Below are 24,720 nucleotides of genomic sequence, written 5' to 3'. Positions count from 1 at the left end.
GTCAGTTTCCTCCCAGGTATAAGTAGTGCCAAATGATTATGCACCTTTTAAGATTGTGTTAATTATATAATGCAATATAATTTGGCATTAATCAACTCAAATTTTAAAACTTTTTTAATTTTTGCCTCTGCTTTTCATATTGGTGTTAGAATAAGCTTAATGGACTACAGGAGGACAAAATGGATAACAATGTACTACTAAGTATTTATAAATACGTCATTGAAAAAGGCGATATGGGAATTTGCGTTGTAGACACAGAGGGCAAATTGCTTATATACAATAAAAAAATGAGAGAATTAGAAGGCGTTAATGAGGATGAATTTGAGGAGAGGCGAGCCTTAGAGATTATTGATTTTGAAATCGAAAAAAGCGATATTTATAAGGTCCTCAGCTCTGAAACGCCAGTGCACAATATAAAAAAAACGTATTGGAATAAAAAAAATCAAGAAGTGACCTACATAAGCAATATTTATCCGTTGCACTATGAAGGCTCTTTAATAGGCGCTGTGGAATTTGCCCGAGATATTACACAGCTTGAATACATGATGTATCAGCCATTGAGAAGGTATGGCGCTCCATTGACATTTGACATCATCACGGCTGTATCACCAGTCATGAAGGATGTCATTGAAAAAGCAAAAATTGTGGCACTAAGTAGAATGCCTGTTGTGTTAATAGGGGAATCAGGTACTGGGATTGATATGGTTGCAGAGGGAATACATCATGATCTAAAGGTACAAAATGATATGTTTATTGCTTTAATTTGCCGTCGAGATGAGAAAACGGTATTAAAGCAATTTGAAAAATATATTGTGGAAAAGGAGAAAATAACCTTCTTTGCTGAGCGCATTGAATATTTATCTTTAGAAGCACAGGAAAAGATTGTTGAACTTTTTAATAATCATCCTAATCATCAGCATGTTTTAATTGCTAGTGTTGGCAAAGATCCAATTGATTTGATTCAAAAGCATGAGCTATCCAAAAAGCTTTACAGACTTTTTTCAGGTATTACGATTTATGTACCTCCTTTACGAGAAAGAAAAGAAGATATTATGCCCTTTATCGATGATTATTTCAAAAGACATCGTGATAGCTTTGGCTCATCTATTCACGGGCTTTCAGAAGAAGTACGAGATACCTTTTTAAAATATGATTGGCCAGGAAATTTAAAGGAATTAGAAGTCCTGCTGGATGAAATAACCTCGTTGATCACCAATGAAACGATAGTTGAATCACATATGCTGCCAGTGCATTTCAAATGGAAAATCCAAAGCTCTTGTGAGGAGACGGAAAAAGAGGTTTCTACGAGTGACTTGTTTGTCATTAAAAATCAACAGGATATTCGACCATTAGATGTCTATATGAAAGAGGTAGAGGAGTACTATATTTCGAAGGCATTGGACTTTCATCAAGGCAATATCTCCAAAACGGCTGCTGCGTTGGGGATTCGGCGACAAAGTTTACAGTATCGAGTTAAAAACTATAAGCTCAATAAAAAAAGCGAAAACATTGATTAACAATGTTTTCGCTTTTTTGGATAGTTTCCCGAAAGTGAAGGATAGAACGATCTAACTGAAGGATAAAAACACAAAACTGATGGATAGCTTCAAGCTTGTATAATTATTTTCCTTTTTTCGAAAGGCGACCAAGCGCAAATGCAGCTGCTCCTAAGCCAATTGCCATGTTCGTTTTTTTGTTAAACACTTGTTTTGTCACAAGTGCAACATTTTGTGGACGCTCAGCTAAACGACGCATAAAGTAACCGTACCAGTCATTACCGAATGGTAGGTATGTGCAGAAATTATAACCTTCACGAGCAAGGTCTAGCTGCATTTCTTTACGGAAACCATATAGCATTTGGAATTCGAATTTTTCATTTGGAATATTATGTTGTTTCACAAATTGTTTTACATGGTTGATCACATTATGATCGTGTGTCGCAATCGAAGTAAATTTACCATGTAGCAAATGATATTCAATTAGTTTTAAGTAATTATGGTCAATATCAGTTTTAGATTGATAAGCCACATTTTCAGGTTCTTTATAAGCACCTTTTACAATACGTAAGCGGAAGTTTTTATATTTCTCAATATTTTCCTCTGATTCGAAGAAGTAAGCTTGAATAACTGTCCCTACGTTATCATACTCTTTGTGTAATTCCTCTAATAATTCAAAAGAGCTATGTAAACGCTCGTAGTTTTCCATATCGAAATTCACGAAAATATTATATTGATGTGCAAGAGCTACGATTTCTTTTAAGTTTTCATAGCAAAATGCGTAATCAATATCTAAACCTAATTGTGAAGGTTTAAGAGAGATGTGTGCATCAAGCTGTTCATCATGAATAGCTTGTACAACAGCTAAAATGTTATTTTTGGCAGCAGTTGCCTCTGATTTTTCGTAGACGAACTCGCCTAGATTATCGACTGTACAAGAAATATTGGCCTTGTTTAATTCTTTAATCGATTGCACAACTTCTGGTAAACTTGTGCCAGCAACAACACTTTGAGCACCCATTTTTAAACCATATTTTTGTGCAGCGCTGTTTAATAATTTGTTCTCTGATAAGTAAATGAAAAAGTCACGTAATACCATCATATGCCTCCAAAAATGAAAATTTTAAATTCTTGGCGATTATAACACTTTTTTTGAAAAGTAAAATGGTTTGATTTTCAGAAAAAATTTTTTCGAAGCCAGTTAGTGAGATAAAACTATTGCAGTCATTGACTTTTTCATGATAAAAATTTAAATTAAAAAATTTTTTCAAAAAAAAAGGACTTTTCAAAATAAAAGATTTGCTTTATGTTAATTAGTATATGTCTAAATTTGCGAATATGTATAATATTGGACTTTTCGAGAGTGATTTACTTGAAATGGCATGATAGTATTTCAGAATTATTTATATTTTAATATAATTTATTAGTGGGTATTCTTAGAAGTGATTCTTAGATATCCGCTTTTTCATTTTTCAATTTAAATATCATATTAATAGTAGTTTATAGTAAAAAAAAACAGGGTGTATTATAATAAAATGGTATATAATCAAGATTAAATTATGTACGTTTTGTGAATTTGTAGTTACTTTTGATTTAGAATAGTGTGTCTATATAAGCAATACAAAAGGGAATATGACTACTCTAAACTAAGATAAGGTGGAAAGTATGGCAAGAGGCAGAAAATTTAATTCAAATGGCGAACAAAGTAAACAACTATTACTTGAAAAAGCGATAGAGCTATTTTCTGATAAAGGTTATCATCACACAAAAATTAGTGACATTGTAAAGGCTGCCAATGTAACTCAGCCTACTTTTTATCTCTATTTTAAAAGCAAGGATGCCCTTTATAACGATTTGAATGCGCAATTTCAAAGCGGATTCTTGGCAGTAATGAATAGTAAGTCAACTGACATTATTGAATATGGATTACAGGGTTTTATCACGCTCTTAGAGCAAAAGTTATTGAACTTGTTCGTATACATAATTGAAAATCCTGAATTAACAAAAATAGGTTTTATTGAATCCAAGCAAGCACATTTGGTGAAAAACCAAATGACACAGCAATTGATCCACCTTATTTATCTGCATGATTGTGACAAAGATCTACAACTGTATAGTGTGGATATAAAAATCATGATAGATAGTTTAGTAGGCTCAATAGAAAGACTCATCATTACGAATTTATTAGAAGAAAAAAGGTTACCTGCAGAACTTGCAAATGATATTGTACAATTATATTTTTGGAAAACCAAAGAAGTGATATAAAAAACTGCCATCGATACTTATTATCGATGACAGTTTTTTTAATTGCTTATTCTTATATGCTGATAGTAGCCTTTTTGATCTTTGCTCTTCGGGTGAATAAGTAGCATATATTCCTGATTTGGTGATAAAGCACTCTTAGGTGTAACAGTTAATGTACGACCTTCAATTTTAACTGCTACGGGTACTTCCTTAGCTCCTAAAGCAGCCAGTTGAATGTTGCTTTTAGCAATTTGAGAAGTAAGCCCAGCAGGAATTTTTACTGTAAATTTTTGTGTATCAGCAATATTTTTTACCGTGGAAAGTTGTTTATATTTAGGATATTTCTCCTTCAATGCATCATAATGTGCCTGGAAAATAGGTGCTGTTGTGGTTTGAACATTTGGCTTAACGCCTACTTCATGAATAGTATGACCTGCAGGACCTGTAAATTTACCAACTGTAAGCTTTAAATAGCTACCATCCTGTAATGTGTAAAAGCCTTGCATAGCGCCTTTCCCATAGGTTGTTTCTCCGTATAAAATAGCAGCTTTCTGGTCTTTCAATGATGCGGAAAGCATTTCAGAAGCACTGGCACTATAGCGGTTTACAAGAATACGGGTATCTTTAGGAAACTTTGTATCTTGTTGAACTGCTGGGATGGTATAAGAGTTATGTGCTTCTTCTAATAAATACGCAACTTTAGCAGATTGGAATAATCCTGTTAGTTCTTCAGCTGTTGTCACATAACCTCCACCATTATTTTGTAAATCTAAGATGAACGATGTTGCACCACGTTTTTTTAAGTCAATCAGCGCATTTTTAACAAGCTGTGCACCATCCTCTGAAAAGGAAGCCAACGAAATATAGCCCACATTTCCAAATAGCATGTCAGCTTGTACATTTGGTAATGTGAATTTTTTACGTGTAATAGTTTTGGTAGTTTTTGAACTGTCACTATTCTTTAATGTAACTTCCACCTTAGTCCCTTCATTACCGATTAAAAGGGAAGAGGCCTCTTGAGTAGAACGCCCGATAATGGATTCACCATTAACCCCAATGATGATATCTCCAGCCTGAACACCAGCCTCAAAAGCACCACTGCCTTCGATTACTTGTAAAATATGAATTCCATCTTCGTGTTCTTCAATCACCACACCTATACCTATAGTAGATAGGTTGATGCTATTCATATAATTTTCAAATTCTTGCTTAGTGAAGTAGGTTGAGTAAGGATCAAGCATACTCATGATTTCTGAGATGGATGTAGCCTTCTCTAAATTTCCATTAATTGTTCCAACGTAAGTATCTTTCACAATCTCCTTAATTTCCTTAATAAGCTGTTGATCATTTTCAGCAGCGTGAGTAGTTGTAAAAGGGAGAAGGAAGAAGCCTAGAACAAATACGAATGACCATATTAACTTTTTCATTGGACACCTCTTTTCTAGAACTCAAAATAGAATGTATCATTATTAGGTATTAAATGGATGGTTACATTATGCAATTGAGTATCTAATTTTTATTATACATGAAGCCATCGCTATAGTGGTGGACTTATATGAGGTAGAAAAAGAATCTACTTGTCGCTATGGGCAAGTAGATTCTTGTAAATTATTTTTTTATCAATTTATGAATAATAAAACCAATTGATGCGCCAACAATAGCTGGTAAAAGCCATCCTAAATTTTGCTCATACATTGGCAATGCTTTCAGGATAGTTTCATAAGGTGTAATTTCAACTTTCATTTGTTTTAAGCCATCATATAGACTGACAAGGAAAGTTGGAACGAGCGCTAAAATATAAACAATTTGTCCACCTTTAAAGAAATGATCAGCTAGTGACAAGACCATCAATACCATAGCTAAAGGATAAATGATTAATAGTACAGGTAGTGATGCACTAATTATTGTTGAAAGTCCCACATTTGTAATAGCTGTACTAAAAATAGTGAAGACAACTAAAAACGTTTTATATGAAATTTGAGGGAATAGCTTATGGAAAAATTGTGCATTAGCAGTCAATAAACCAACAGCTGTGGATATACAAGCTAGTAAAATAGTCGCAGACAAAATAATACTTCCAAGGCTTCCAAAGAGCACCTCAGCTGATTTTGCAATAATATTTCCGCCATTATCAGAAATACCGATTGCATTGATACTTGTATTACCAATATGCCCTAGAGAGATATAGACAAAGGATAAACCTATTGCAGCAACGACCCCCGCAAAAATGGTTGTTTTTACTTGTTTTCTTGTATCTTTCATACCCATATCACGCAAGGCTTGTAAAATGACGATACCAAAAACAAGAGCACTTAGAACGTCCATCGTTAAGTAACCTTGTACAAAGCCTTCAGCTAATGGTGACACTTTATAGTTTCCTACGGCTTCTCCTGGTTCTCCCATAGGAGAGATAAAACTTTTAACAGCAAGCAATAAAATAACAAAAAGCAGGGCAGGTGTTAAAATTTTACCTACTCGATCGACGAGCTTCGAAGGGTTAATAGATAAATATAGAATTAACGTGAAAAACAAGATAGATGTGATAAAAAGTGGCGCCCAATGATCCCTCATCGCTTCAGAGAGAAATGGCGCAATGCCTATTTCATAGGACACAGATCCAGTACGTGGTACAGCAAAGAACGGTCCAATTGCTAAGTAGACAATGGAGGTGAAAATCACCCCAAAAGCAGGACTAACACGGTTAGCAAGCAGTTGTAAATCGCCTCCTGCTTTGGCAACAGCAACAATCGCTAATAGTGGAAGACCAACACCTGTTATAAGGAAACCAATCATGGCTACAGTGATGTTTTCACCTGCTTGTTGGCCTAATAATGGTGGGAAAATAATATTACCAGCACCCAAGAACAAGGCAAATAGTAGTAATCCTACTGCTAAATTTCCTTTGATGAAATGCAAGATGTTTTTCATAAGTATAATAACTCCTTTAAGATTGAAAAGCTAAAACTTTCTAAAAATTTTAAATACAGAAGTGTATGTTATCATAGGAACACTAATCTTGCAATGAAAATAGTATTTCAATATAGTCGGATTTCGTCGTATTCTATAAGTTTCCTATAATGTTTGAAAAATAGTCAGTTTTTCCGATTTTTCATGCAATAGTTATCTAGTATGATAGACACACAAGGGAATATTCTAGCACGAACGGAGGCACTTTGGTATGCAAAAGACAAAAAAATGGAGAATTCTTGTTCTAAGTACTTTAGCAACTTCATTTTTAGCATTACAAACAGCGGAAGCAGCAACATATACTGTACAAAAAGGAGATACTTTAACGAAAATCGCCCAAAATCATCAAGTCACGATTGGGGATATTATGAAGTGGAATAATCTATCGAAAGATACGATTTTTGTAGCTCAAAAGCTTGAGATTCCAAAACAATCAACGAATGAGGGAGTAAAGCCCGCAACTCCATCAACTTCTGGAAAACCAGCATCTAGTTCTCATACAGTAGCAAAGGGTGACACCTTATCAAAAATTGCAAAGCTATATAATGTGACAATTAAGGATATAATGGATTGGAATAAGCTTGAAAAAGACACGATTTTTGTTGGACAAGTACTGAAGCTTTCTTCAGCTGCAGTGATACCCGATGGTGATACTATACATAATAATGTGACTTCAGGTACGGGCACTCCATCAAAAGTAACTGCGAAAGATCCTACAGCTAATGGACAAGCGATTTATAACAAAACCGTTGAAGTTGCCAATACATTGGTTGGAACACCCTATCTATACGGTGGAAATACACCTGTAGGGCTTGATTGCAGTGGCTTTATTTTTTATGCCTTTAATCAAGGTGGTTTAAAAATAGGAAGAGCAAGCAGTGAGGGCTATTTTTACGGTAATACTACCCATGTAGAAAATCCAGTACCCGGCGATTTAGTGTTCTTTGAGAATACGTATAAAGAAGGTATTTCTCATATGGGAATTTATCTCGGAGATAATAAATTCATTCATGCGGGTACAGATGGTGTAGAAGTTTCGGATGTTACGTACTCCTACTGGTCTTCTAAATTAGTAGCCTATAAACGTTTTGATAGTGTGAAATAAAAAGTAGCGATTTTTGCCTAGGCAAAAATCGCTTTTAACAAAACCCCCCTTTCTTCTAAAAGAGAAAGGGGGGTTTTAGGTTATTGTGTTACACGAGCTGTCCAACGAGAAAGGTCAGCGTCTTTAGCATCAACAAGCTCTGCAGGGAAAATAAATGTCCAAGGCTTTGTGGAGTTTGGCTGGACAGTTAAGATTGGATCCATTTTAAAGGAACCTTTGGCAATTTGTTTACCTGTAGCATCGACAATTTCTAATGGTAATTGTTCTAGATTGATTGCTTTATTATGTCCATTACGAATAAAGATAGATACGTTTAAATTACCATTGTCAGCTAGTTTGGCCTGTAAACCTGTGAAATTCACTTCTGTCTCACCTAGCTTTGGTAATGTTTTAACGATTTTCTCAAGTTCTTCTTTTTGTTCTGCTGGTAACTGTTTTTCCCATGACGGATCTAATTCTAATTGATGACCGCGAAGGGAAACAAGATTAAAGGCAATTTTCCAGCCATCTTCGGGAACTTCATCTACTTTAATTGTAGACTTTTCAAATTCAAATACCCATGGACGAGCACTTTCTGCTGGGATTGTACCAAGTGCTTTAAAATCGAATTTTTTAGATGCAACAAGCTCATCATTTTTATCCATAATGAAAAGTTCAATTTCACCTAGCTCAATAGCTTGAGGTAGAGAGGAACGGAAAAATGCACGAACTAACCATTTTCCACCTCGACCTTCTTCAATACTAATTGAAGAAAGCGATAATTGATTTGGTTTCAACGGCTCTAGCTCATTCGCTAGGAAGTTAAAAATGTATTTTTGCTCTTGTGGGACATCCCATTCAGGATGGAATGATAACTTTGTTTCCACATCGCGATTATCACCTGTATTTTTCGTTGTATTCCCTAGTAAATCTTTTGAGTCAATTGTGTTTTCCTGAACAACTTTATCTGATTTTTTAAAAAATGAAAATAAGCCCATTATTGTTCCTCCTGTTGTGCCTCAACTGTTTTCATGAAGCCTGTAATTTCTATAATAATAGAACGACGTAATTCTTGGAAATTTTTACCGAATAATTCTAGCCCTTCACGTTGGTAAATTCGCATTGGATCTTCTTGCTGATAATGACGTAGACCGATTCCTTCTTTTAAATGCGTCATGGCCTCTAAATGCTTAATCCAGCCGCTATCAATATGGCTAAGCATAATTTGAGGAAGTACTTCTATGACTCTTTCGTTTTCAGCGAATGTCTCCATGCGATCAAGCAGTTCTTGTTCAGAAGGTTGAATTTCAGCAAGAATTTGTTTTGTTTTTCCTATTTCTCGGTTGATTGAAACAGGTGTGATGAATAATGAGTTAAGCGCATTCTCCATTTGTTCGTAATCCCATTCAATTTGAGATACATCTTCTGGCGCGGCGTCATGAACAGCAAAATCAACCGTTTCACGTAGCATTTTCTTCAGTTCACCCATTAAATCTTCGCCAGCTAAAATTTTGTCGCGAAGTCCATAAAGAACGGTACGTTGGTCATTGATAACATCGTCTAATTTTAGGTTATACTCCCGCATGCCATATTGGGAACCTTCAACAATTCGTTGTGTTCGGTCAATAAGCTCTTGAACCTCTTTATTTTGAATAATACCCTGATCATCTACAATCATTTTTGCAGAGAATTTTTCTACTTCTTCTTTTGCGTAACGGCGGAACATATCATCTTCAATAGAGAGAATGAAGCGACTTTCGCCTACATCACCTTGACGGCCTGAACGCCCACGCAACTGATTGTCTACACGACGGCTTTCATGCTTTTCTGTCCCAATTACATATAAACCACCAAGCTCGTGTACATCCTCACCTAACATGATATCCGTACCACGACCAGCCATGTTTGTCGCTACTGTAATACGACCTTTTTGACCTGCCTGTGAAATAAGTTCAACTTCTTGTTCAACTGTTTTTGCATTAAGTAATTGGAATGTTAATTTTTCCTTTTTCAGATAGTCAGCTACAGTTTCAGATTGTAAAATCGATGTTGTACCAATTAAAATTGGCTGGCCTTTTTCATGACGTTTTTTAACCTCAGCTGCAACATACTTATATTTTGCTTCCTGTGTGCTAAAAATAAGGTCAGGTTGATCAATACGCTGACGCGGACGGTTTGTTGGGATTTGCACAACTTCCATGCCGTATACTTCGCGAATTTCTTTTTCCTGTGTTTTCGCTGTACCCGTCATCCCGGAAAGCTTTGGATACATACGGAAATAGTTTTGAATTGTGACCTGGGCCATTGATTTATTTTCATCTGTAATCGTTACGCCTTCTTTAGCTTCAATCGCTTGATGTAAACCATCAGAAAGTGAACGACCTTCTAAAATACGACCTGTAAACATATCAACAAGCTCAATTTTGTCTTCTTTGACAATGTAATCAACATCGCGCTTAAACATCACATGTGCACGTACTGCTTGGATTACGTAATGGAAGAGTGTTTGGTGTTCTAAGTCATATAAATTATCGATATTGAAGGCAGCCTCAACCTTTTCAATACCTTTATCCGTTAGAGAAGTAGCCTTTGTTTCATCGTCAAAGTCATAATCTTCATCTTTCTTGAATCGTTTCGCTAACATAGCAGCAATGCGGTGTAATTCCTCATTAGAAGGCATTTTACCTGCGATAATTAAAGGTGTTTTCGCTTCGTCGATTAATACACTATCCACTTCATCGATAATAGCGAAGTGATAAGGACGTTGTACTTTATCTGCTAAGCTATAAGCCATATTGTCACGTAGATAATCGAAGCCAAACTCAGTACCCACACCGTATGTAATATCGGCGTTATAGGCTTCTTTCTTTTCACCAGGTTCCATCATTGGTACATTTAAACCTACAGTTAAGCCAAGGAAACGATGGATTTGACCAACAAGCTCATAGTCACGCTTTGCTAGGTAATCATTAACCGTGATGACATGAACACCTTTACCTTCTAATGCACGCACATAAGAGGGAAGAGAAGCAACAAGTGTTTTACCTTCACCAGTAGGCATTTCAGCAATATTGCCTTCAGTTAATACCAGGCCACCGATAAGCTGGACATCAAAATGACGCATTCCTAATACACGCTTTGAGGCTTCGCGTACAACAGCAAATGCGTCCGGGATGATCGATGTAAGAGGCTCACCTTGATCTAATTGATCTTTGAAAATAAAAGTCATTTCTCGTAATTCGGCATCTGACTTGTTAACATATTTTTCTTCAAGATTGTTAATTTGATCTACTATTTTGTAGTAGCGTTTTAATTGACGAGCACTAGTTTGCTCTTTATTACTTTTGAAAATTGAGAACATGAAATATACGCTCCTTTAAAGTTGTCTACATGCTAGACACTCCATTATTCTATCAAATTTTGCGAATGGTGACTACATTTGACTGTATAGGAATCTATTAATGCTAAAATGTACAAAATATTTGTGAAATCGTGGAAAATGTTTAGAAAAAGTATATTTCAATGCTTGTTCATGCTATAATCAATTTGGATTTCAATGTAGATTATATATTTGAGGAGGAGAGACATGCTTTACGTGTCTTTAATAGCAGCGTTCGTTGCATCCATTTTGTTAACTCCATTAGTGAAACGTTTAGCGTTTAGAATAGGTGCTGTTGACGCACCAAACTATCGAAAAGTACATGCTCGAATTATGCCAAGACTTGGCGGTTTAGCCATTTTCCTTGCCTTTATTATTGGCGTGACGATTTTATACTCATTCTTAGTTCATACAAAACATGGTAGTAACGAGGCTTTATTAGCTATCATTATTGGTGCTTGTATAATCGTAATCACAGGTGTTATTGATGATATGCGTGAGATTTCTGCAAAAGCAAAAATGCTTGGTCAGCTAGTTGCTGCACTGATTGTTGTTTTTGTAGGTGGTATTGAAATTGAAATGGTTAATCTACCGTTCTTAGGTACATTAGACTTTGGTTTATTAAGTATTCCATTAACGATCATTTGGATTATCGGTATTACGAATGCCATTAATTTAATTGACGGCCTAGATGGTCTAGCTGCAGGTGTTTCTACGATTGCACTGATTACATTAGCTGTCATGGCATTTATCATGAGCAATGTGTTTGTTTTAGCGTTAGCAGCCATTTTAGCTGTAGCTTCACTTGGTTTCTTATTTTATAATTTCCACCCAGCAAAAATCTTTATGGGAGATACAGGGGCATTGTTCCTAGGATTTATGATCTCTGTGTTAGCGTTACTTGGTTTTAAAAATATTACATTCGTAGCTTTAATCATTCCAATTATTATCCTTGGTGTTCCGATTTCGGATACATTCTTTGCAATTGTTCGTCGTGTCCGCATGAAGAAGAAATGGTCTGACCCAGATAAATCACATTTACACCATCGATTACTCGATATGGGCTTTACACATCGACAAACAGTCCTAATTATCTACGGAATTGCAGTAATGTTTGGATTAGCAGCTATCATTTTCTCTATGGCAAAGGTTTGGGGAGCTATATTACTTGTAGCGGTCATCCTAACAGCTATTGAAATCTTTGTAGAGGTCATCGGATTGGCTGGTAAAAACTATAAACCATTATTAAATTTTGTACGGATATTTAGTAAATAAAATATAAGCAATCATACAATTTGTATGATTGCTTTTTTGTTGTTAAATAGGGTTACTATTAAAGTTAGACACTGAGAAACTCTTTTAAACCGATTATATATAGGGAATAGAAGGTAAACTTAAATAAGCTTGTTTATCGATTACTAGGAGGGGTAAATGAAAAGGGTAGTCAATCAATAGAGAATCCATATAAAAAGACCATAGACAAGTTGTTTGTCTATGGTCTGAAAGCTCTATTCAGTAACTGAATTGTCATCGCTACTAGCAGCACTATCTGTTCCTGTATTGCCACTTGTTAGACTTGATGATTGTTCATTTAGGCCAAGATGGTTTTTGAAAATCTCCTTTGTTTCTTCAACAGAATCTTGATTTAACTGGTAATAATAAATACCAGTAGACATATCATCCGTACCATCTAATGTTAAGGAATCGATACGTGGTGCGCCTTTTGATAAATAAGATAAGAAGGACTTCATTTCAGTGAATGTCATATCTGTTTTCATATTATCCCCAAGAGCTTTAATGACATCATCATATTTCGTAACGGACTTAACAGAAGCGACTTTTTTAATAATCGCAGATAGAATTTCCTGTTGACGTTTACCACGCTCAATATCATTATCTTGTTTACGTGTTCTTGCGAGTGCAAGTGCCTCACTACCATTTAAATGTTGTAAGCCTGGCTGTAAGTTAATTGTAAACTTATCAAACTCATCTAATTCATGTAAAGCATAAGGTACTTCAGCTTCAATACCACCTAAAGCATCGACTACATCAATAAAGGCATTGAAATTCATACGTACATAGTAATTGATTGGAATATCAAATAGTTCCTCTACTGTTTCAATAGTAGTAAGTGTTCCACCCATAGCATGTGCATGAGTAATTTTATCTTTATAACCTACTTTAGGAATATAAACGTATGAATCACGAGGAATGCTTAGCATTTTAATTGTATGAGTTTTATTATTTAATGTAGCTAAAACGAGTGCATCAGAACGTGAATGGTCTGACCCCTGTCCTCGATTATCACTATCGTCAACTCCGACAAATAAAATAGATACATTATCGTTTACTGGTTCTATACTTTCTTCGCGTTTTGCAGAAACCTGACGACCTTCTAATTCTTCATATGCTGAGTCTGCAGCATGCTCTACCTGTTTTGTAAGGTAAACAGCATAAGCCGTTACACAAATCACCAAGCTTGCAACTAGGAGTAGTGTAACTTTTATAATTAAGGAAGCTTTAGAAGACCTCTTTTTAGTCGGACTAACAGATCTTTTTTTCATAATAGATATATTCTCCTCTAATTATTGGGAATAATAATGCGATAAAGCTAAATTTTATTCAATTTTAACTAAGTAATTGTGTGGACAATAAAATAGCTTAACAAAAAAATTATACTATGCATATTTAGTTTCGACAATTAAAACTATTTAATTGACAATAAATTCTACAAATTGAGCATCTTCGAAAGTGATGGTAGCCTGTCCATTTGTCATTTCTGTTATCCAACTTTGGAACTGTTCTTCTTCCTCTTTTAGCACAGAAACAATGATTTCAACACCCTCCAAATAACGTATTTCCTCTAAAGAATATGATGAACTTCTTATTTCATTTTCGACTTTTCCTAGCCATGTATAATCAATAGCTACTTTCATGACATGATGCAATTTACGTTCAACTACTTGTGCAGCAATCAATCCCTCTGTAGTTGCTTTTCCGTAAGCACGAATGAGACCACCACCACCGAGCTTAATGCCTCCAAAATAGCGGGTCACAACAACAACCGTATCTTTTAACCCTTGTTTTTTTAAGACCTCTAACATAGGGACGCCTGCAGTACCACTAGGTTCCCCATCATCATTTGCCTTTTGAATGTGATCATGCTCTCCAATAATATAAGCGGAGCAGTTATGTGTTGCATTATGATGCAATTTTTTTATACCATCTATAAAAGAAATTGCATCCTCTTCCGTTTCTGCACGTTCTATATAAGTGAGAAAGCGAGATTTGGAAATGACAATTTCGCTTTCACCATATCCTTTTACTGTTAAATAGTTTTCTCTCATTCGTATCAATCTCCTTTTAGCTAGAGTTCTATTCTATAATTTTCATGAAGAAAAAGCATTAAATTTTAGCATGGTAATGCTATAATAGGTGTAGACTATGGGATATGTGATTTTAGTCTATTAAATTAGTAAGTAATCATAAGACATTAGACTGGGGAGTATACTATGTTTTCAAATGATACCTTCGATTTAAAGTCGCTTGATGACATTTTTAATCGAATGTTAGATACAATCATGAGCTCAAAGGATGATATCTTTATTATAAGTGAACAAAGCCGCAGAAGCTTTGAAGATATGCAAAAAGAGCTGGAAATTGTTCGAAAACAAATATCAATCGTAATTGATGATGGCGATGCATTGGAAAAAAGTACGCAGCTTGCTAAGCAACGACTTGTGCTAGTGAGTAAAGCTTTTGATAATTATACCGAAGAACAAGTTAGAGAAGCATATGAAACTGCACATGATTTTCAAGTAAAGCTCTCCGTTATTAGAACACAAGAAAAACAGCTACGGGATAAAAGAGATGATCTAGAGAGAAGATTAAGAGGATTACTCGATACGATTGAACGTGCTGATCATATTGTTAATCAGGTAAATGTCGTTTTGAATTACTTAACTTCAGATTTAAGAAATGTTGGTTTAGCCCTTGAACAAGCAAAAATGAAACAGGATTTTGGGATACGCATTATTGCAGCACAAGAGGAAGAGCGTAAGCGTTTATCAAGAGAGATTCACGATGGACCTGCTCAAATGCTTGCAAATGTCCTTATGCGCACTGATTTAATAGATAGAACGTATCGTGAAAAAGGTATTGAAAAGGCTTTGGCTGAAATTGCCGATTTAAAGAAAACGGTACGTAATGCTTTATCTGAGGTGCGACGTATTATTTATGATCTACGACCAATGGCACTTGATGATTTGGGAATTATTCCGACATTAAAGAAGTATTTATCGACAGTGACTGAATATAATCCAGGTGTTGAAATTCATTTCCAATCGAGAAGTACAGAAAAACGTATACCTTCAAATTATGAAGTATCCATTTTCCGATTAGTACAAGAATGTGTAACCAATGCCATGAAGCATGGAAAGTGTAAAGACATTTGGGTAAAGCTTGAATGGTTAAAAGATGCCGTCAACATTGTTGTAAAAGATGATGGCATAGGCTTTGACCCACAAGTAGTAAAAGATCATTCCTTTGGGATTTTAGGAATGAAAGAACGTATTGAAATTTTAAATGGTACAATCACCATTACGAGTGAAATCAATCGAGGGACAACGGTGTTATTTAAAATACCGTTAGAAGTAGAATGATGTAACTGTCGCAGAAATCTAGGGGGTAAAGACAAATGACAAAGATTATTATTGTAGACGATCACCAGCTATTCCGCGAAGGAGTAAAACGCATTTTAGATTTTGAAGATACGTTTGATGTAGTAGCAGAAGGTGACGATGGTACAGATGTGGTTACGTTATACGCTGAAAACGAACCAGATGTAGTGCTTATGGATATTAACATGCCAGGCAAAAACGGAGTAGAAGCAACAGCAGAGTTAATTACTGAATTTCCAGATGCAAAAGTGATTATGCTGTCTATACATGACGATGAAACATATGTTACGCATGCATTAAAATCAGGTGCTCTTGGCTATATGTTAAAAGAGATGGATGCAGATGAAATCGTTGAGGCGATTAAAGTTGTTGCCAACGGCGGTTCTTATTTACATCCAAAAGTAACGAAAAACCTAGTAGCAGAATTTAAACGACTTTCAGAACATGAAAATAAAGGAAACTTCCATCAAACTGAAATTCGTCGTCCATTCCATTTGCTAACTAAGCGTGAATGTGAAGTATTACAATTATTAACAGATGGTCAATCAAACCGTACAATTGGTGAGACACTGTTTATCTCTGAAAAAACAGTTAAAAACCACGTATCAAGTATTCTACAAAAAATGAATGTTAATGACCGTACACAAGCAGTTGTAACAGCCATTAAAAATGGCTGGGTTGAAGTACGCTAATTGCTAAAACTGTTTTTAAAAGCTACTTTTTATTGAAGTAGTTTTTAAAACAGTTTTTTATTGTTTTTTGGTAATAATTTGTATTGGACTTACATGATGAAGAACAGGTCATTCACAATTTTGTAACATTACTAATCATTAGTATGAATTTGATAACTAGCAATCCATGCAACATTTTACAGCCTAATGCGTCATAAGGAAGATGTAGCACTTAAATGTTGAAAATGCACAACAAAATTCCTACGAAAGCATTTATATGCTACAATATGCGCGGGAGGTTTTTTGATGTTAAAGAAAAGTTTTCTAGCAGTTCTAATCTTATTAGTGTTAACTGCCTGTGGTAATAAAGATGAAAAGATGAGTGATGAAGAACGAGATAAAGTAATAGAGGATGGTACAGTTGGCTTTGAAATGATGGGTGGAAACGTAGAAAAGGCTGATAATGTACCAGCGGAAGATGAAAAGGCGATTTTAGCATCTTTTGATGAGTATATTGCTGCATTAAATGCTGAAGAAATTGATCGTTATATGAATACAATCTCGAAAAATCCAAAGGGTTTTAAATACGATGAAGAAAAAACATATGCATCAGAAGTATTTGATCAATTTGATATTAAGCGTGAAGTAGAAAATGTAACAATTGCAAAGTATGAATCGGAAGAGGCGCAAGTATTTGCCAACATGAAAATGCACTCACTCCAGCTTGAGACAAATGTCGAACATGAAAGTGCAGGACGTCAGGTAACAGTCTTTGTGAAAGAGGACAATGATTGGAAAGTAACAAGTGTCTTTTATATTGGTGACGACTCACAGTCAAGTACAGGAAATTAACAGAAGCTATCTTCATTCAACATAACAATTGAGTGAAGATATGCCTATTATACATAGACAATGAATGTGAAATGGAAGCTAGCTTACTAGCACAACTCTAGAAGGGCGAGAACGGGAATCCGACGTTCGTCATTCATTTCACATTCATTTCTTTTTGTTTTCCGTAGTTTATGCAAAAGCGACAGCAACAACAATTGCACCAAGTAGAAATAGATTGTAAACTAAAAATTATAGGAGAGTGGACATGGATGAGGACGGCAATCGTAACAGATAGTACTGCATATATTACAGCTGAGGAACGTGCACGCTTAAACATTCACATGATACCTTTAAGTGTTAATATCTCAGGTCAATTATTTGCAGAAGAAGTAGATATCACAGCATCTGAATTTTATGATAAGGTGCGTGGAGCTAAAGAATTTCCTAAAACAACACAACCTCCAATTGGAGAATTTGTTGCTCTTTTTGATGAGCTAGCAAAGGATTACGATGAGATAATTTCTATCCATTTATCGAGTGGTATTAGTGGAACATACCAAGGAGCAGTGCTGGCCGGTGAAATGGTGGAAGGTATTAATGTTTATGCCTTTGACAGTGAAATATCCTGTGCTGTTCAAGGCTTTTACGTATTAAGAGCAGCGGAGATGGCGAAAGAGGGCCATTCAGCAAAAGACATACTTGCAGCATTAGCGGACATGCAACAGTCTATTCGTGCTTACTTCATCGTAGACGACTTAGCACATTTACAGCGTGGTGGGCGTTTATCTTCTGCAGCTGCATTAATCGGTGGCTTATTACAAGTAAAGCCTGTTTTACATTTTGTGGATAAGGTAATTGTACCTTTCGAAAAAATCCGAACACGTAAAAAGGCATTAAAGCGTGCGGAAGAATTGCTAGCAGAGGATGCAAAAAAGTATGCAGCGATGGACGCTGTTGTCATTCACGGAAATTGCCCTGCTGAAGCCCAAGAATGGCTAGAGCAATTAGCCGCAACGTACCCAAACGTAAACTTTAAATTGAGCTATTTTGGTCCTGTTATTGGTACTCATTTGGGTGAAGGGTCAATGGGATTAGGATGGACAAAAAAATAACGAATTGTGAGAAGTCTCTACAGCAAAAGTAGAGGCTTTTTTCTATGAAAGGGGAGGTTTTAATGAGATATAGGGGTTGGTTGTTGCCCCCAGCATTACGTGATTTTCATGAAGGGCGCATTTGGTTAAAAGAACATTCGCCATTTTCATCTGAAGATATTGAGAAAGCAATAAAGCGAAAATACGTCAGTATAATAGAAGGAATTCCAATAAAGCCAGCTATGAAATGCAATCGTTGTCACAATACAGACCCGCACTTATTCACAAAATTCCATTGCTCAAAATGTCAGCAACAATGTGTGTACTGCCGACACTGTATTAAAATGGGGAGAGTAAGTAGCTGTACAAAATTGATGATTTGGACAGGTCCCAAGACGATAAAAATTAACAAGCATTCATTAAAATGGGCAGGGCAATACACCGAACTCCAGCAACAGGCTGCTAATGAAACCTTGGCAAGTGTGAAAGCAAAACGCTCCCATTTAATTCATGCAGTTTGCGGTGCAGGCAAAACAGAACTACTTTTTCCTACTGTCTATGATGCATTAAAGAGAGGGCTACGTGTTTGTATTGCTACACCACGGACAGATGTAGTGTTAGAACTGTATCCACGCTTTCAAGAGGCTTTTCCGGATACAGTTATTCATGCTTTATACGGTGGAGCACCTCACCAAAATGGCTATGCACAGCTTGTTATAGCAACAACCCATCAGCTCTACCGATTTGATAAGGCATTTGATGTCATTATTGTAGATGAGGCAGATGCTTTTCCTTATACATTTGATGAAACTCTACAAAGAGCAGTAGAAAAGGCTAAAAAGGAAAATGCTCCTCTGGTATTTGTGACAGCAACCCCATCAGCATCATTACTCCATACTTTCCAGCAAGAAAGCTACTCTTTTATTCCAAAACGCTATCATAATCATCCATTACCAGTCCCACAAGTAAGTTCTTTATGGGGCTATGATAAATGCTTTAAGCAAGGTAAAATCCCTAAAAGGTTAAAAAAGTGGGTGGAGGAGCGCTTACACCAAAAGGAACCCTTTTTACTGTTTTTCCCGACAATTGACTTAATGAAACGTGCAACTCCTCTTTTTCAAGGGTTAAATGAAGACATATTAGCTGTGCATGCAGCTGACCCAGAGCGGAAGGTGAAGGTGTTAAAGCTACGAAATAAAGAAGTTCCGGGCTTATTAACCACTACGATATTAGAAAGAGGCATTACAATCAGCAATGTACAGGTGGCTGTTATTGGGGCAGAATCATTGATTTTTACCTCCAATGCCCTCATTCAGATTGCAGGTCGAGTTGGACGAGATGTTCAATTTCCTGATGGGGACGTCCTATTCTTTTATCACGGCATCACAGCAGAGATGGATGAGGCATGCGCAAAAATTCAATTTTATAATAAGAAGGGATTTTCTGAATGAATAAAATAGAATCTCATTGTTTAATATGCACACAGCCATTAAAAATAACTATTTCCTGGAAAATGATTCTAACCAAGCAATTCTCGCCGACTATATGTGAAAGATGTGCCGCTCGTTTTGTACCTTCTCAATCTGCTACATCCCTTTATCAATATAATGAGGCGATGAAGGATTACTTACACCAGTTAAAGTTTCTTCAAGATGTGGCTCTTGCAAAGGTATTTCGGCAGGAGCTCTATGATCGTTTCAATAAAGAAAAAGCGATTATTCTCCCCATTCCGATGCATCCTCTCAAGCAACAGGAGCGTACTTTCTCTCATACTGATGAACTATTAAAAGCGGCTCATATTCCCTTTATTCAATTATTAGAAAAGACAACGACAGAAACACAAAGCTCCAAAAATAGAGAGCAGCGAATACAGGTAGCTCCACTTTTTCGCTTAAAGAAGGATGCACAAATCGAACATAAAAATTATCTTCTTTTTGACGATATAAAAACTACAGGGACAACTCTAGAGCATGCTACAACTGCTTTAATGCAGGCGGGTGCTAAAAATGTCCAATACTTCACATTAATTGAAGGATGAAAATACCAATGCATTATGTATAATAGTTAATGAGACAGCATTCGTAGATAAAATTGCTAGAAAGAGGAGGAAAGGCCAATGGCAGAGGTTCGTAATTGTCCGAAATGTAATGAGTTTTTTAATTATACAGGAGTCCGAGAAGTGTGTCATAAGTGTGCACAATCAGAGGAGGAGCTTTATCAAATCGTTTATCGTTTCTTACGTAAACGTGAAAACCGTGCGGCAACTGTAGAACGTATTGTGGAAGCAACGGGAGCGGCAGAGGAGCTATTGTATAAATGGGTTCGGAAGGGTCGCCTGCAGCCAGCCATGTTCCCTAACCTTGGCTATCCATGTGATAACTGTGGTCATCTGACAACAACTGGTAAACTTTGTGCAAAATGCCAGGATGAATTAAAGGCAGACTTACGTACATTTGAAGCAGCTAAGGAATTCCGCGAAAGTGTAGAGCAGCGTGATCGTGTAACCTATCACTCAGAGCGTAAACGTTAATTACTCCAAGTGTGTTAATTTTAAACAAAATTAGCACACTTTTTTCTATGTGAAAACTTAACATTATGTGAGACAATCCGAAATAATAGTAAGATAGGATTTAGAGATGGGGGGTATTGAAATGAAAATTACATCTTATGGAGTTAATGCAGTAAACGCCTATAAAAACCAAGTACGTAATGTGAAATCAAATACAAACAAGGCATCTTTCGCCGATAAAATTGAAATTTCAAAGGCTGCACAAGAAATGCGAGGTGTTTCAACATACAGTTCGGAGCGAGCAGATCATGTTCAACAGTTGAAAAAGGATATTGCTTCTGGAGAATACAAAGTAGATGCGCGTAAAGTGGCAGAGGATATGCTGAAATATTATCGTTTCTAGGGAATAGCAGAAAGGGTGTATAACGATATGTCTGTAGAAGCAATTAGTTCTACACTAACAATGCTAGAGAGAATGCATAAAAGCTTACTCGAACTAGCCTTTAAAAAAACAGAAATTATTAAAGCTGGCGATATCGAAGCGCTAGACCAATTGCTCAAGGATGAGCAGGCGCACGTAGCAGCCATCGATAAGCTCGAGCAACAGCGTCAGAAACAGGTAACGGACTACCTTGAAGCAAAGGGACTTGCTTCATCTGACAAAACAACTGTCGCGGATGTCATCGAGGCTGCTGAACAACAAGCTGACAAAGCAACACTATCAGCAGTTCGCGAACGTTTAATGCAAATTATCAATGACCTACGAAAACAAAATGATTTAAATCAAAAACTCGTTTTCCAATCCTTACAAATCGTCAACCTAACATTAGATGCAGTAAGACCACGTACAGAGCAAATGAACTATTCCAGCAATGAGGTCCGTGGCACAAACAATATAGCTAAAAAATCATATTTCGATTCACAAGCATAACAAGGGAGGAAAAAACATGCGCTCAACATTTATGGGCTTAGAAGCTAGTAAACGTGGTCTCTTCACGCAGCAAAGTGCTTTATATACAACAGGTCACAATATTTCCAACGCCAACACATTAGGCTACTCTCGTCAACGAGTGAACATGCAGGCAACGCCTGGATTTCCAACGGCTGGGTTAAATCAGCCCATTTATCCTGGGCACCTAGGAACAGGAGTAGAAGCAGGCTCAATTCAACGTATTCGCGATGAATTTATTGATCGTCAATATCGTCAAGAAACGAATAAATTTGGCTATTGGGAATCCCGCTCCAATGCAATTTCACAAATGGAAGATATTATGGATGAGCCATCCCAATTTGGATTAAATGCAGCATTAGAGCAATTTTGGAAGGGGCTAGAGGATGTTAGTACGAATCCAGAAAATGCATCTTCACGAAAAGTAGCCATTGAACGAGCAAAGCATCTTGCACAATCATTCAATTATATGGACACGCAGATAAAAACAATACAAGGTAATTTAGGAAATGAAATTAATGTATCTACAGATCGTATTAATTCTATATTAAAGAGAATTGCATCGATTAATAAGCAAATACAAGAGGTTGAACCAAATGGGCATGTTCCTAATGATTTGTATGATGCACGTGATGTGTTAATTGATGAACTAAATAGCTATATACCAATATCGATTGAACGTGTTCCTTCAGGTGGGGTTGCTAGTGAAGTGGCTGAGGGTAGTCTAACAATAAAGTTTAAGCCGTATCCATCAGGTACGCCAATAGAATTAGTTAATGGTAGAGAATATGTGGCATTAACTACTACGGGAACAGATACAACAGGTACGGTAGCAAGTATTGATGGCAATGATTTAACAAAGGTTTTTCAGGAAATAAAAATTTCCAAGCTAGGTGAACCACCAACAAAGCCTGCTGCTGATGCTGTAGGATTGGAATCGATTAAATATAACGAACTTGAGCCTGGAAAAGGTAAACTACTATCACTTATTAATTCGTACGGATATGCTGAATATGACGCAGGGGGTGCTTTTTCAGGTATAAAAGGTTATTATCCAGAAGCATTAGCAAATTTGGATAAACTAGCTTCTACCTTTGCTAATACATTTAACGCTGTACATAAGGCAGGCTATGATTTGACAGGTGTACAAAATGGATTAAACTTCTTTGAAACAATGGATGGTTCTACAACAATTAATGCTGGCAATATTAAAATAAATGAGGAATTTACCAAAGACTCTTCGAAATTAGCTGCTTCTTCTGCGCCTAATGAAGTAGGTAATGGTAAATGGGCAATCGAGCTAGCGAATTTACAATCAAAAGCAATTGGTGCAGGAGGTTTTACAATTACAGTTGGGACAAATACTGTTGTAATCCCACCTTCAACAGAGCATCTTGATAGCGCAACTTTTAACTCTTTCTATCAAGGAATGATTGGAAAATTGGGTACAGACGGTGAAGAAGCCTATCAATTAAATAAAACCTCTGAAAACCTGTTATTATCAATAACTTATAACCGCGCATCTGTTAGCTCGGTGTCCTTAGATGAAGAAATGACGAATATGATTACGTTCCAACAGGCGTACAATGCAAATGCGCGTATGATTACAGTTGTCGATGAAACTTTAGATAAAATTATAAATGGTATGGGCCGTGTAGGACTATAAAATTACTAGAAAGGGGTTTATCCTAACATGCGTGTGACACAAACGATGCTATCAAATAACATGCTGCTTAACCTAAACAGAAGCTATGGCAGAATGTCTAAACTACAAGACCAACTTAATTCTGGTACAAAAATTACTAGACCCTCTGATGATCCTGTTATTGCTGTAAAGGGAATGGGCTATCGTCGAGATTTGGGACGAGTTGAACAATATACACGAAATATGAATGAGGTCAATAACTGGATAGATACAACCGATGAGTCACTGAACCAAGTAGGTGAACAAATGAAGCGTGTTCGTGAACTTGTGATTCAAGCAGCCAATGATACAAATACACCTGATGAGCGTGCAAAAATTAAGACAGAAATTGATCAAATTCGCCAACAGATTCAGGATGTTTCGAATACAAAAATTGGTGACCGTTATATTTTCAGTGGTACGAATACGGATAAACCTTTATTTGTAGATGCGACTCCCCCAAATGCTGATGGTTCAAAAATAATTAATGCGGATTATCAACTTTACGATGGAACAAATATTATTTCTACAGCAGCTGATAAATTAACAGCACCGAATGCTGATGTTCAAATTGAGGTCTATGATGGGATTCAATTACAAGTGAATGCACCTGGTGCTGATTTATTTGGGAATATCGATTCATTAATGGGGAAAATATCAAACTTATTGGATCCTGAAAGAGTTCCTGGGTCAGCGACCAGCGAAGAAATTAGTAAAGCATTAGGTGGTTTTACTTCCAATAGTAAATCGGATGATATAACAAATATACACAATAAAATCCTTGAGACACAGGCCGATATGGGGGCACGCCAAAATCGTGTCGAATTAATGGAAAATCGCTTGTCACTTCGGGAAATTAGCGTAACTAAACAATTATCAAACAATGAAGATGTTGATTATTCAAAAGCGATAACGGAAATGGTTACTTCAGAGTCTATTCATCAGGCCGCATTATCTGTAGGCGCAAGAATTATTCAGCAAACTCTAGTAGATTTTATTAGATAATACGCACTAGTTATAATCTGAAAACCAAGAGATTATAGGGAAAAGCAAAGTGATAATAGGTATAGCGAACAAACTTTATAAATGAAAAAGGAAAGCGTTTGGACAATTCGTTCAGACGCTTTTATTGAAAG

General features: G+C 36.3%; 22 protein-coding genes. 15 read left to right on the top strand and 7 right to left on the bottom strand.

Translation table 11 applies throughout. From position 1 onward, the window contains the following. Positions 1-179: 179 nt before the first annotated feature. On the top strand, positions 180-1,517 hold the full coding sequence (locus tag AC1RFD_RS14015; protein ID WP_048395890.1) for an AAA-type ATPase lid domain-containing protein: 1,338 nt from the start codon (positions 180-182) through the stop codon (positions 1,515-1,517). A 103-nt stretch (positions 1,518-1,620) separates the two neighbouring features. Here AC1RFD_RS14015 and AC1RFD_RS14010 read toward each other — a convergent pair whose 3' ends face one another. Beyond that, complete coding sequence (locus AC1RFD_RS14010; RefSeq protein ID WP_036074906.1) at positions 1,621-2,595, bottom strand: proline dehydrogenase family protein; 975 nt, start codon at positions 2,593-2,595, stop codon at positions 1,621-1,623. Between the two features lie 566 nt (positions 2,596-3,161). Between AC1RFD_RS14010 and AC1RFD_RS14005 the strand changes: the two genes are divergently transcribed. Further along, positions 3,162-3,761 carry a TetR/AcrR family transcriptional regulator gene (locus AC1RFD_RS14005; protein ID WP_103117447.1) on the top strand — a complete coding sequence of 200 codons (600 nt, stop codon included), beginning with the start codon at positions 3,162-3,164 and terminating at the stop codon, positions 3,759-3,761. Positions 3,762-3,799: 38 nt separating this feature from the next. Here AC1RFD_RS14005 and AC1RFD_RS14000 read toward each other — a convergent pair whose 3' ends face one another. Together AC1RFD_RS14000 and brnQ are read right to left on the bottom strand one after the other, a co-directional pair. Next, the gene (locus tag AC1RFD_RS14000) at positions 3,800-5,167 is read right to left on the bottom strand and encodes a S41 family peptidase (RefSeq protein WP_054549745.1); all 1,368 of its coding nucleotides are present in this window, start codon (positions 5,165-5,167) and stop codon (positions 3,800-3,802) included. Positions 5,168-5,348: 181 nt separating this feature from the next. Continuing rightward, positions 5,349-6,668 carry a branched-chain amino acid transport system II carrier protein gene (brnQ, locus tag AC1RFD_RS13995; RefSeq protein WP_048392094.1) on the bottom strand — a complete coding sequence of 440 codons (1,320 nt, stop codon included), beginning with the start codon at positions 6,666-6,668 and terminating at the stop codon, positions 5,349-5,351. A 250-nt stretch (positions 6,669-6,918) separates the two neighbouring features. On the opposite strand from brnQ, the gene AC1RFD_RS13990 reads away from it, so the two are divergent. Next, positions 6,919-7,812 (top strand): C40 family peptidase, encoded by an 894-nt coding sequence (locus AC1RFD_RS13990; protein WP_054549746.1) that lies wholly within the window; start codon positions 6,919-6,921, stop codon positions 7,810-7,812. 80 nt (positions 7,813-7,892) lie between these two features. Here the strand turns inward: AC1RFD_RS13990 and AC1RFD_RS13985 are convergent, their stop codons facing one another. Further along, entirely contained in the window at positions 7,893-8,789 is an 897-nt protein-coding gene (locus AC1RFD_RS13985) for an accessory Sec system S-layer assembly protein (protein WP_054549747.1), read from the bottom strand. After that, positions 8,789-11,152: an accessory Sec system translocase SecA2 gene (secA2, locus tag AC1RFD_RS13980; RefSeq protein WP_492474988.1), complete on the bottom strand. Its 2,364-nt coding sequence runs from the start codon at positions 11,150-11,152 to the stop codon at positions 8,789-8,791. The genes AC1RFD_RS13985 and secA2 overlap by 1 nt, the downstream gene beginning before the upstream one ends. Positions 11,153-11,377: 225 nt before the next feature. Here secA2 and AC1RFD_RS13975 point away from each other — a divergent pair, with 225 nt between their 5' ends. After that, positions 11,378-12,445 (top strand): glycosyltransferase family 4 protein, encoded by a 1,068-nt coding sequence (locus tag AC1RFD_RS13975; protein WP_004230902.1) that lies wholly within the window; start codon positions 11,378-11,380, stop codon positions 12,443-12,445. A 233-nt stretch (positions 12,446-12,678) separates the two neighbouring features. On the opposite strand, the gene AC1RFD_RS13970 is transcribed toward AC1RFD_RS13975, so the two are convergent. Together AC1RFD_RS13970 and AC1RFD_RS13965 are read right to left on the bottom strand one after the other, a co-directional pair. After that, positions 12,679-13,734, bottom strand: coding sequence for an LCP family protein (locus AC1RFD_RS13970; RefSeq protein ID WP_492474987.1), 1,056 nt, complete (start codon positions 13,732-13,734; stop codon positions 12,679-12,681). Positions 13,735-13,881: 147 nt separating this feature from the next. Beyond that, a complete protein-coding gene (locus tag AC1RFD_RS13965) occupies positions 13,882-14,517 on the bottom strand; it encodes a YigZ family protein (RefSeq protein WP_492474986.1) in 636 nt (211 codons plus the stop codon). A gap of 165 nt (positions 14,518-14,682) precedes the next feature. Here AC1RFD_RS13965 and AC1RFD_RS13960 point away from each other — a divergent pair, with 165 nt between their 5' ends. The 11 genes from AC1RFD_RS13960 (at position 14,683) to flgL (ending at position 24,589) form a co-directional block, all read left to right on the top strand. Further along, the gene (locus AC1RFD_RS13960) at positions 14,683-15,831 is read left to right on the top strand and encodes a sensor histidine kinase (protein ID WP_048392088.1); all 1,149 of its coding nucleotides are present in this window, start codon (positions 14,683-14,685) and stop codon (positions 15,829-15,831) included. A gap of 35 nt (positions 15,832-15,866) precedes the next feature. Further along, positions 15,867-16,541, top strand: a complete 675-nt coding sequence (locus tag AC1RFD_RS13955; RefSeq protein ID WP_004227590.1) for a response regulator transcription factor — start codon at positions 15,867-15,869, stop codon at positions 16,539-16,541. Positions 16,542-16,826: 285 nt separating this feature from the next. Further along, a complete protein-coding gene (locus AC1RFD_RS13950) occupies positions 16,827-17,372 on the top strand; it encodes a DUF3225 domain-containing protein (RefSeq protein ID WP_004227588.1) in 546 nt (181 codons plus the stop codon). A 248-nt stretch (positions 17,373-17,620) separates the two neighbouring features. Next, a complete protein-coding gene (locus AC1RFD_RS13945; protein WP_492474985.1) occupies positions 17,621-18,463 on the top strand; it encodes a DegV family protein in 843 nt (280 codons plus the stop codon). Positions 18,464-18,507: 44 nt separating this feature from the next. Beyond that, on the top strand, positions 18,508-19,893 hold the full coding sequence (locus AC1RFD_RS13940; RefSeq protein ID WP_492474984.1) for an ATP-dependent helicase ComFA: 1,386 nt from the start codon (positions 18,508-18,510) through the stop codon (positions 19,891-19,893). After that, the gene (locus tag AC1RFD_RS13935) at positions 19,890-20,480 is read left to right on the top strand and encodes a ComF family protein (protein ID WP_279493946.1); all 591 of its coding nucleotides are present in this window, start codon (positions 19,890-19,892) and stop codon (positions 20,478-20,480) included. The genes AC1RFD_RS13940 and AC1RFD_RS13935 overlap by 4 nt, the downstream gene beginning before the upstream one ends. Positions 20,481-20,558: 78 nt before the next feature. Next, positions 20,559-20,972: a TIGR03826 family flagellar region protein gene (locus AC1RFD_RS13930; protein ID WP_054549754.1), complete on the top strand. Its 414-nt coding sequence runs from the start codon at positions 20,559-20,561 to the stop codon at positions 20,970-20,972. A gap of 121 nt (positions 20,973-21,093) precedes the next feature. Further along, positions 21,094-21,354, top strand: a complete 261-nt coding sequence (flgM, locus tag AC1RFD_RS13925) for a flagellar biosynthesis anti-sigma factor FlgM (RefSeq protein ID WP_054549755.1) — start codon at positions 21,094-21,096, stop codon at positions 21,352-21,354. Positions 21,355-21,381: 27 nt separating this feature from the next. Further along, positions 21,382-21,882, top strand: coding sequence for a flagellar protein FlgN (locus AC1RFD_RS13920; RefSeq protein ID WP_328025699.1), 501 nt, complete (start codon positions 21,382-21,384; stop codon positions 21,880-21,882). A gap of 16 nt (positions 21,883-21,898) precedes the next feature. Further along, a complete protein-coding gene (gene flgK, locus AC1RFD_RS13915) occupies positions 21,899-23,566 on the top strand; it encodes a flagellar hook-associated protein FlgK (RefSeq protein ID WP_328025700.1) in 1,668 nt (555 codons plus the stop codon). Positions 23,567-23,593: 27 nt separating this feature from the next. Continuing rightward, positions 23,594-24,589: a flagellar hook-associated protein FlgL gene (gene flgL, locus AC1RFD_RS13910; protein WP_492474983.1), complete on the top strand. Its 996-nt coding sequence runs from the start codon at positions 23,594-23,596 to the stop codon at positions 24,587-24,589. The last annotated feature ends 131 nt before the right edge of the window (positions 24,590-24,720 follow it).

Source organism: Lysinibacillus sp. GW823-FHT02G10 (assembly GCF_058797135.1).
The sequence above is the reverse complement of the archived record's forward strand: the minus strand, read 5'-3'. Positions and strand labels throughout refer to the sequence as shown.

What these genes read in the sequence shown, in the direction of transcription:
- AC1RFD_RS14000 (WP_054549745.1), bottom strand. Translation starts at nt 5,167, where the DNA reads ATGAAAAAGTTAATATGGTCATTCGTATTTGTTCTAGGCTTCTTCCTT.
- AC1RFD_RS13990 (WP_054549746.1), top strand. Translation starts at nt 6,919, where the DNA reads ATGCAAAAGACAAAAAAATGGAGAATTCTTGTTCTAAGTACTTTAGCA.
- AC1RFD_RS14010 (WP_036074906.1), bottom strand. Translation starts at nt 2,595, where the DNA reads ATGGTATTACGTGACTTTTTCATTTACTTATCAGAGAACAAATTATTA.
- flgL (WP_492474983.1), top strand. Translation starts at nt 23,594, where the DNA reads ATGCGTGTGACACAAACGATGCTATCAAATAACATGCTGCTTAACCTA.
- flgK (WP_328025700.1), top strand. Translation starts at nt 21,899, where the DNA reads ATGCGCTCAACATTTATGGGCTTAGAAGCTAGTAAACGTGGTCTCTTC.
- AC1RFD_RS13940 (WP_492474984.1), top strand. Translation starts at nt 18,508, where the DNA reads ATGAAAGGGGAGGTTTTAATGAGATATAGGGGTTGGTTGTTGCCCCCA.
- secA2 (WP_492474988.1), bottom strand. Translation starts at nt 11,152, where the DNA reads ATGTTCTCAATTTTCAAAAGTAATAAAGAGCAAACTAGTGCTCGTCAA.
- AC1RFD_RS13970 (WP_492474987.1), bottom strand. Translation starts at nt 13,734, where the DNA reads ATGAAAAAAAGATCTGTTAGTCCGACTAAAAAGAGGTCTTCTAAAGCT.
- AC1RFD_RS13950 (WP_004227588.1), top strand. Translation starts at nt 16,827, where the DNA reads ATGTTAAAGAAAAGTTTTCTAGCAGTTCTAATCTTATTAGTGTTAACT.
- AC1RFD_RS13955 (WP_004227590.1), top strand. Translation starts at nt 15,867, where the DNA reads ATGACAAAGATTATTATTGTAGACGATCACCAGCTATTCCGCGAAGGA.
- AC1RFD_RS13930 (WP_054549754.1), top strand. Translation starts at nt 20,559, where the DNA reads ATGGCAGAGGTTCGTAATTGTCCGAAATGTAATGAGTTTTTTAATTAT.
- AC1RFD_RS14005 (WP_103117447.1), top strand. Translation starts at nt 3,162, where the DNA reads ATGGCAAGAGGCAGAAAATTTAATTCAAATGGCGAACAAAGTAAACAA.
- AC1RFD_RS13920 (WP_328025699.1), top strand. Translation starts at nt 21,382, where the DNA reads ATGTCTGTAGAAGCAATTAGTTCTACACTAACAATGCTAGAGAGAATG.
- AC1RFD_RS13945 (WP_492474985.1), top strand. Translation starts at nt 17,621, where the DNA reads ATGAGGACGGCAATCGTAACAGATAGTACTGCATATATTACAGCTGAG.
- brnQ (WP_048392094.1), bottom strand. Translation starts at nt 6,668, where the DNA reads ATGAAAAACATCTTGCATTTCATCAAAGGAAATTTAGCAGTAGGATTA.
- flgM (WP_054549755.1), top strand. Translation starts at nt 21,094, where the DNA reads ATGAAAATTACATCTTATGGAGTTAATGCAGTAAACGCCTATAAAAAC.
- AC1RFD_RS14015 (WP_048395890.1), top strand. Translation starts at nt 180, where the DNA reads ATGGATAACAATGTACTACTAAGTATTTATAAATACGTCATTGAAAAA.
- AC1RFD_RS13975 (WP_004230902.1), top strand. Translation starts at nt 11,378, where the DNA reads ATGCTTTACGTGTCTTTAATAGCAGCGTTCGTTGCATCCATTTTGTTA.
- AC1RFD_RS13935 (WP_279493946.1), top strand. Translation starts at nt 19,890, where the DNA reads ATGAATAAAATAGAATCTCATTGTTTAATATGCACACAGCCATTAAAA.
- AC1RFD_RS13965 (WP_492474986.1), bottom strand. Translation starts at nt 14,517, where the DNA reads ATGAGAGAAAACTATTTAACAGTAAAAGGATATGGTGAAAGCGAAATT.
- AC1RFD_RS13985 (WP_054549747.1), bottom strand. Translation starts at nt 8,789, where the DNA reads ATGGGCTTATTTTCATTTTTTAAAAAATCAGATAAAGTTGTTCAGGAA.
- AC1RFD_RS13960 (WP_048392088.1), top strand. Translation starts at nt 14,683, where the DNA reads ATGTTTTCAAATGATACCTTCGATTTAAAGTCGCTTGATGACATTTTT.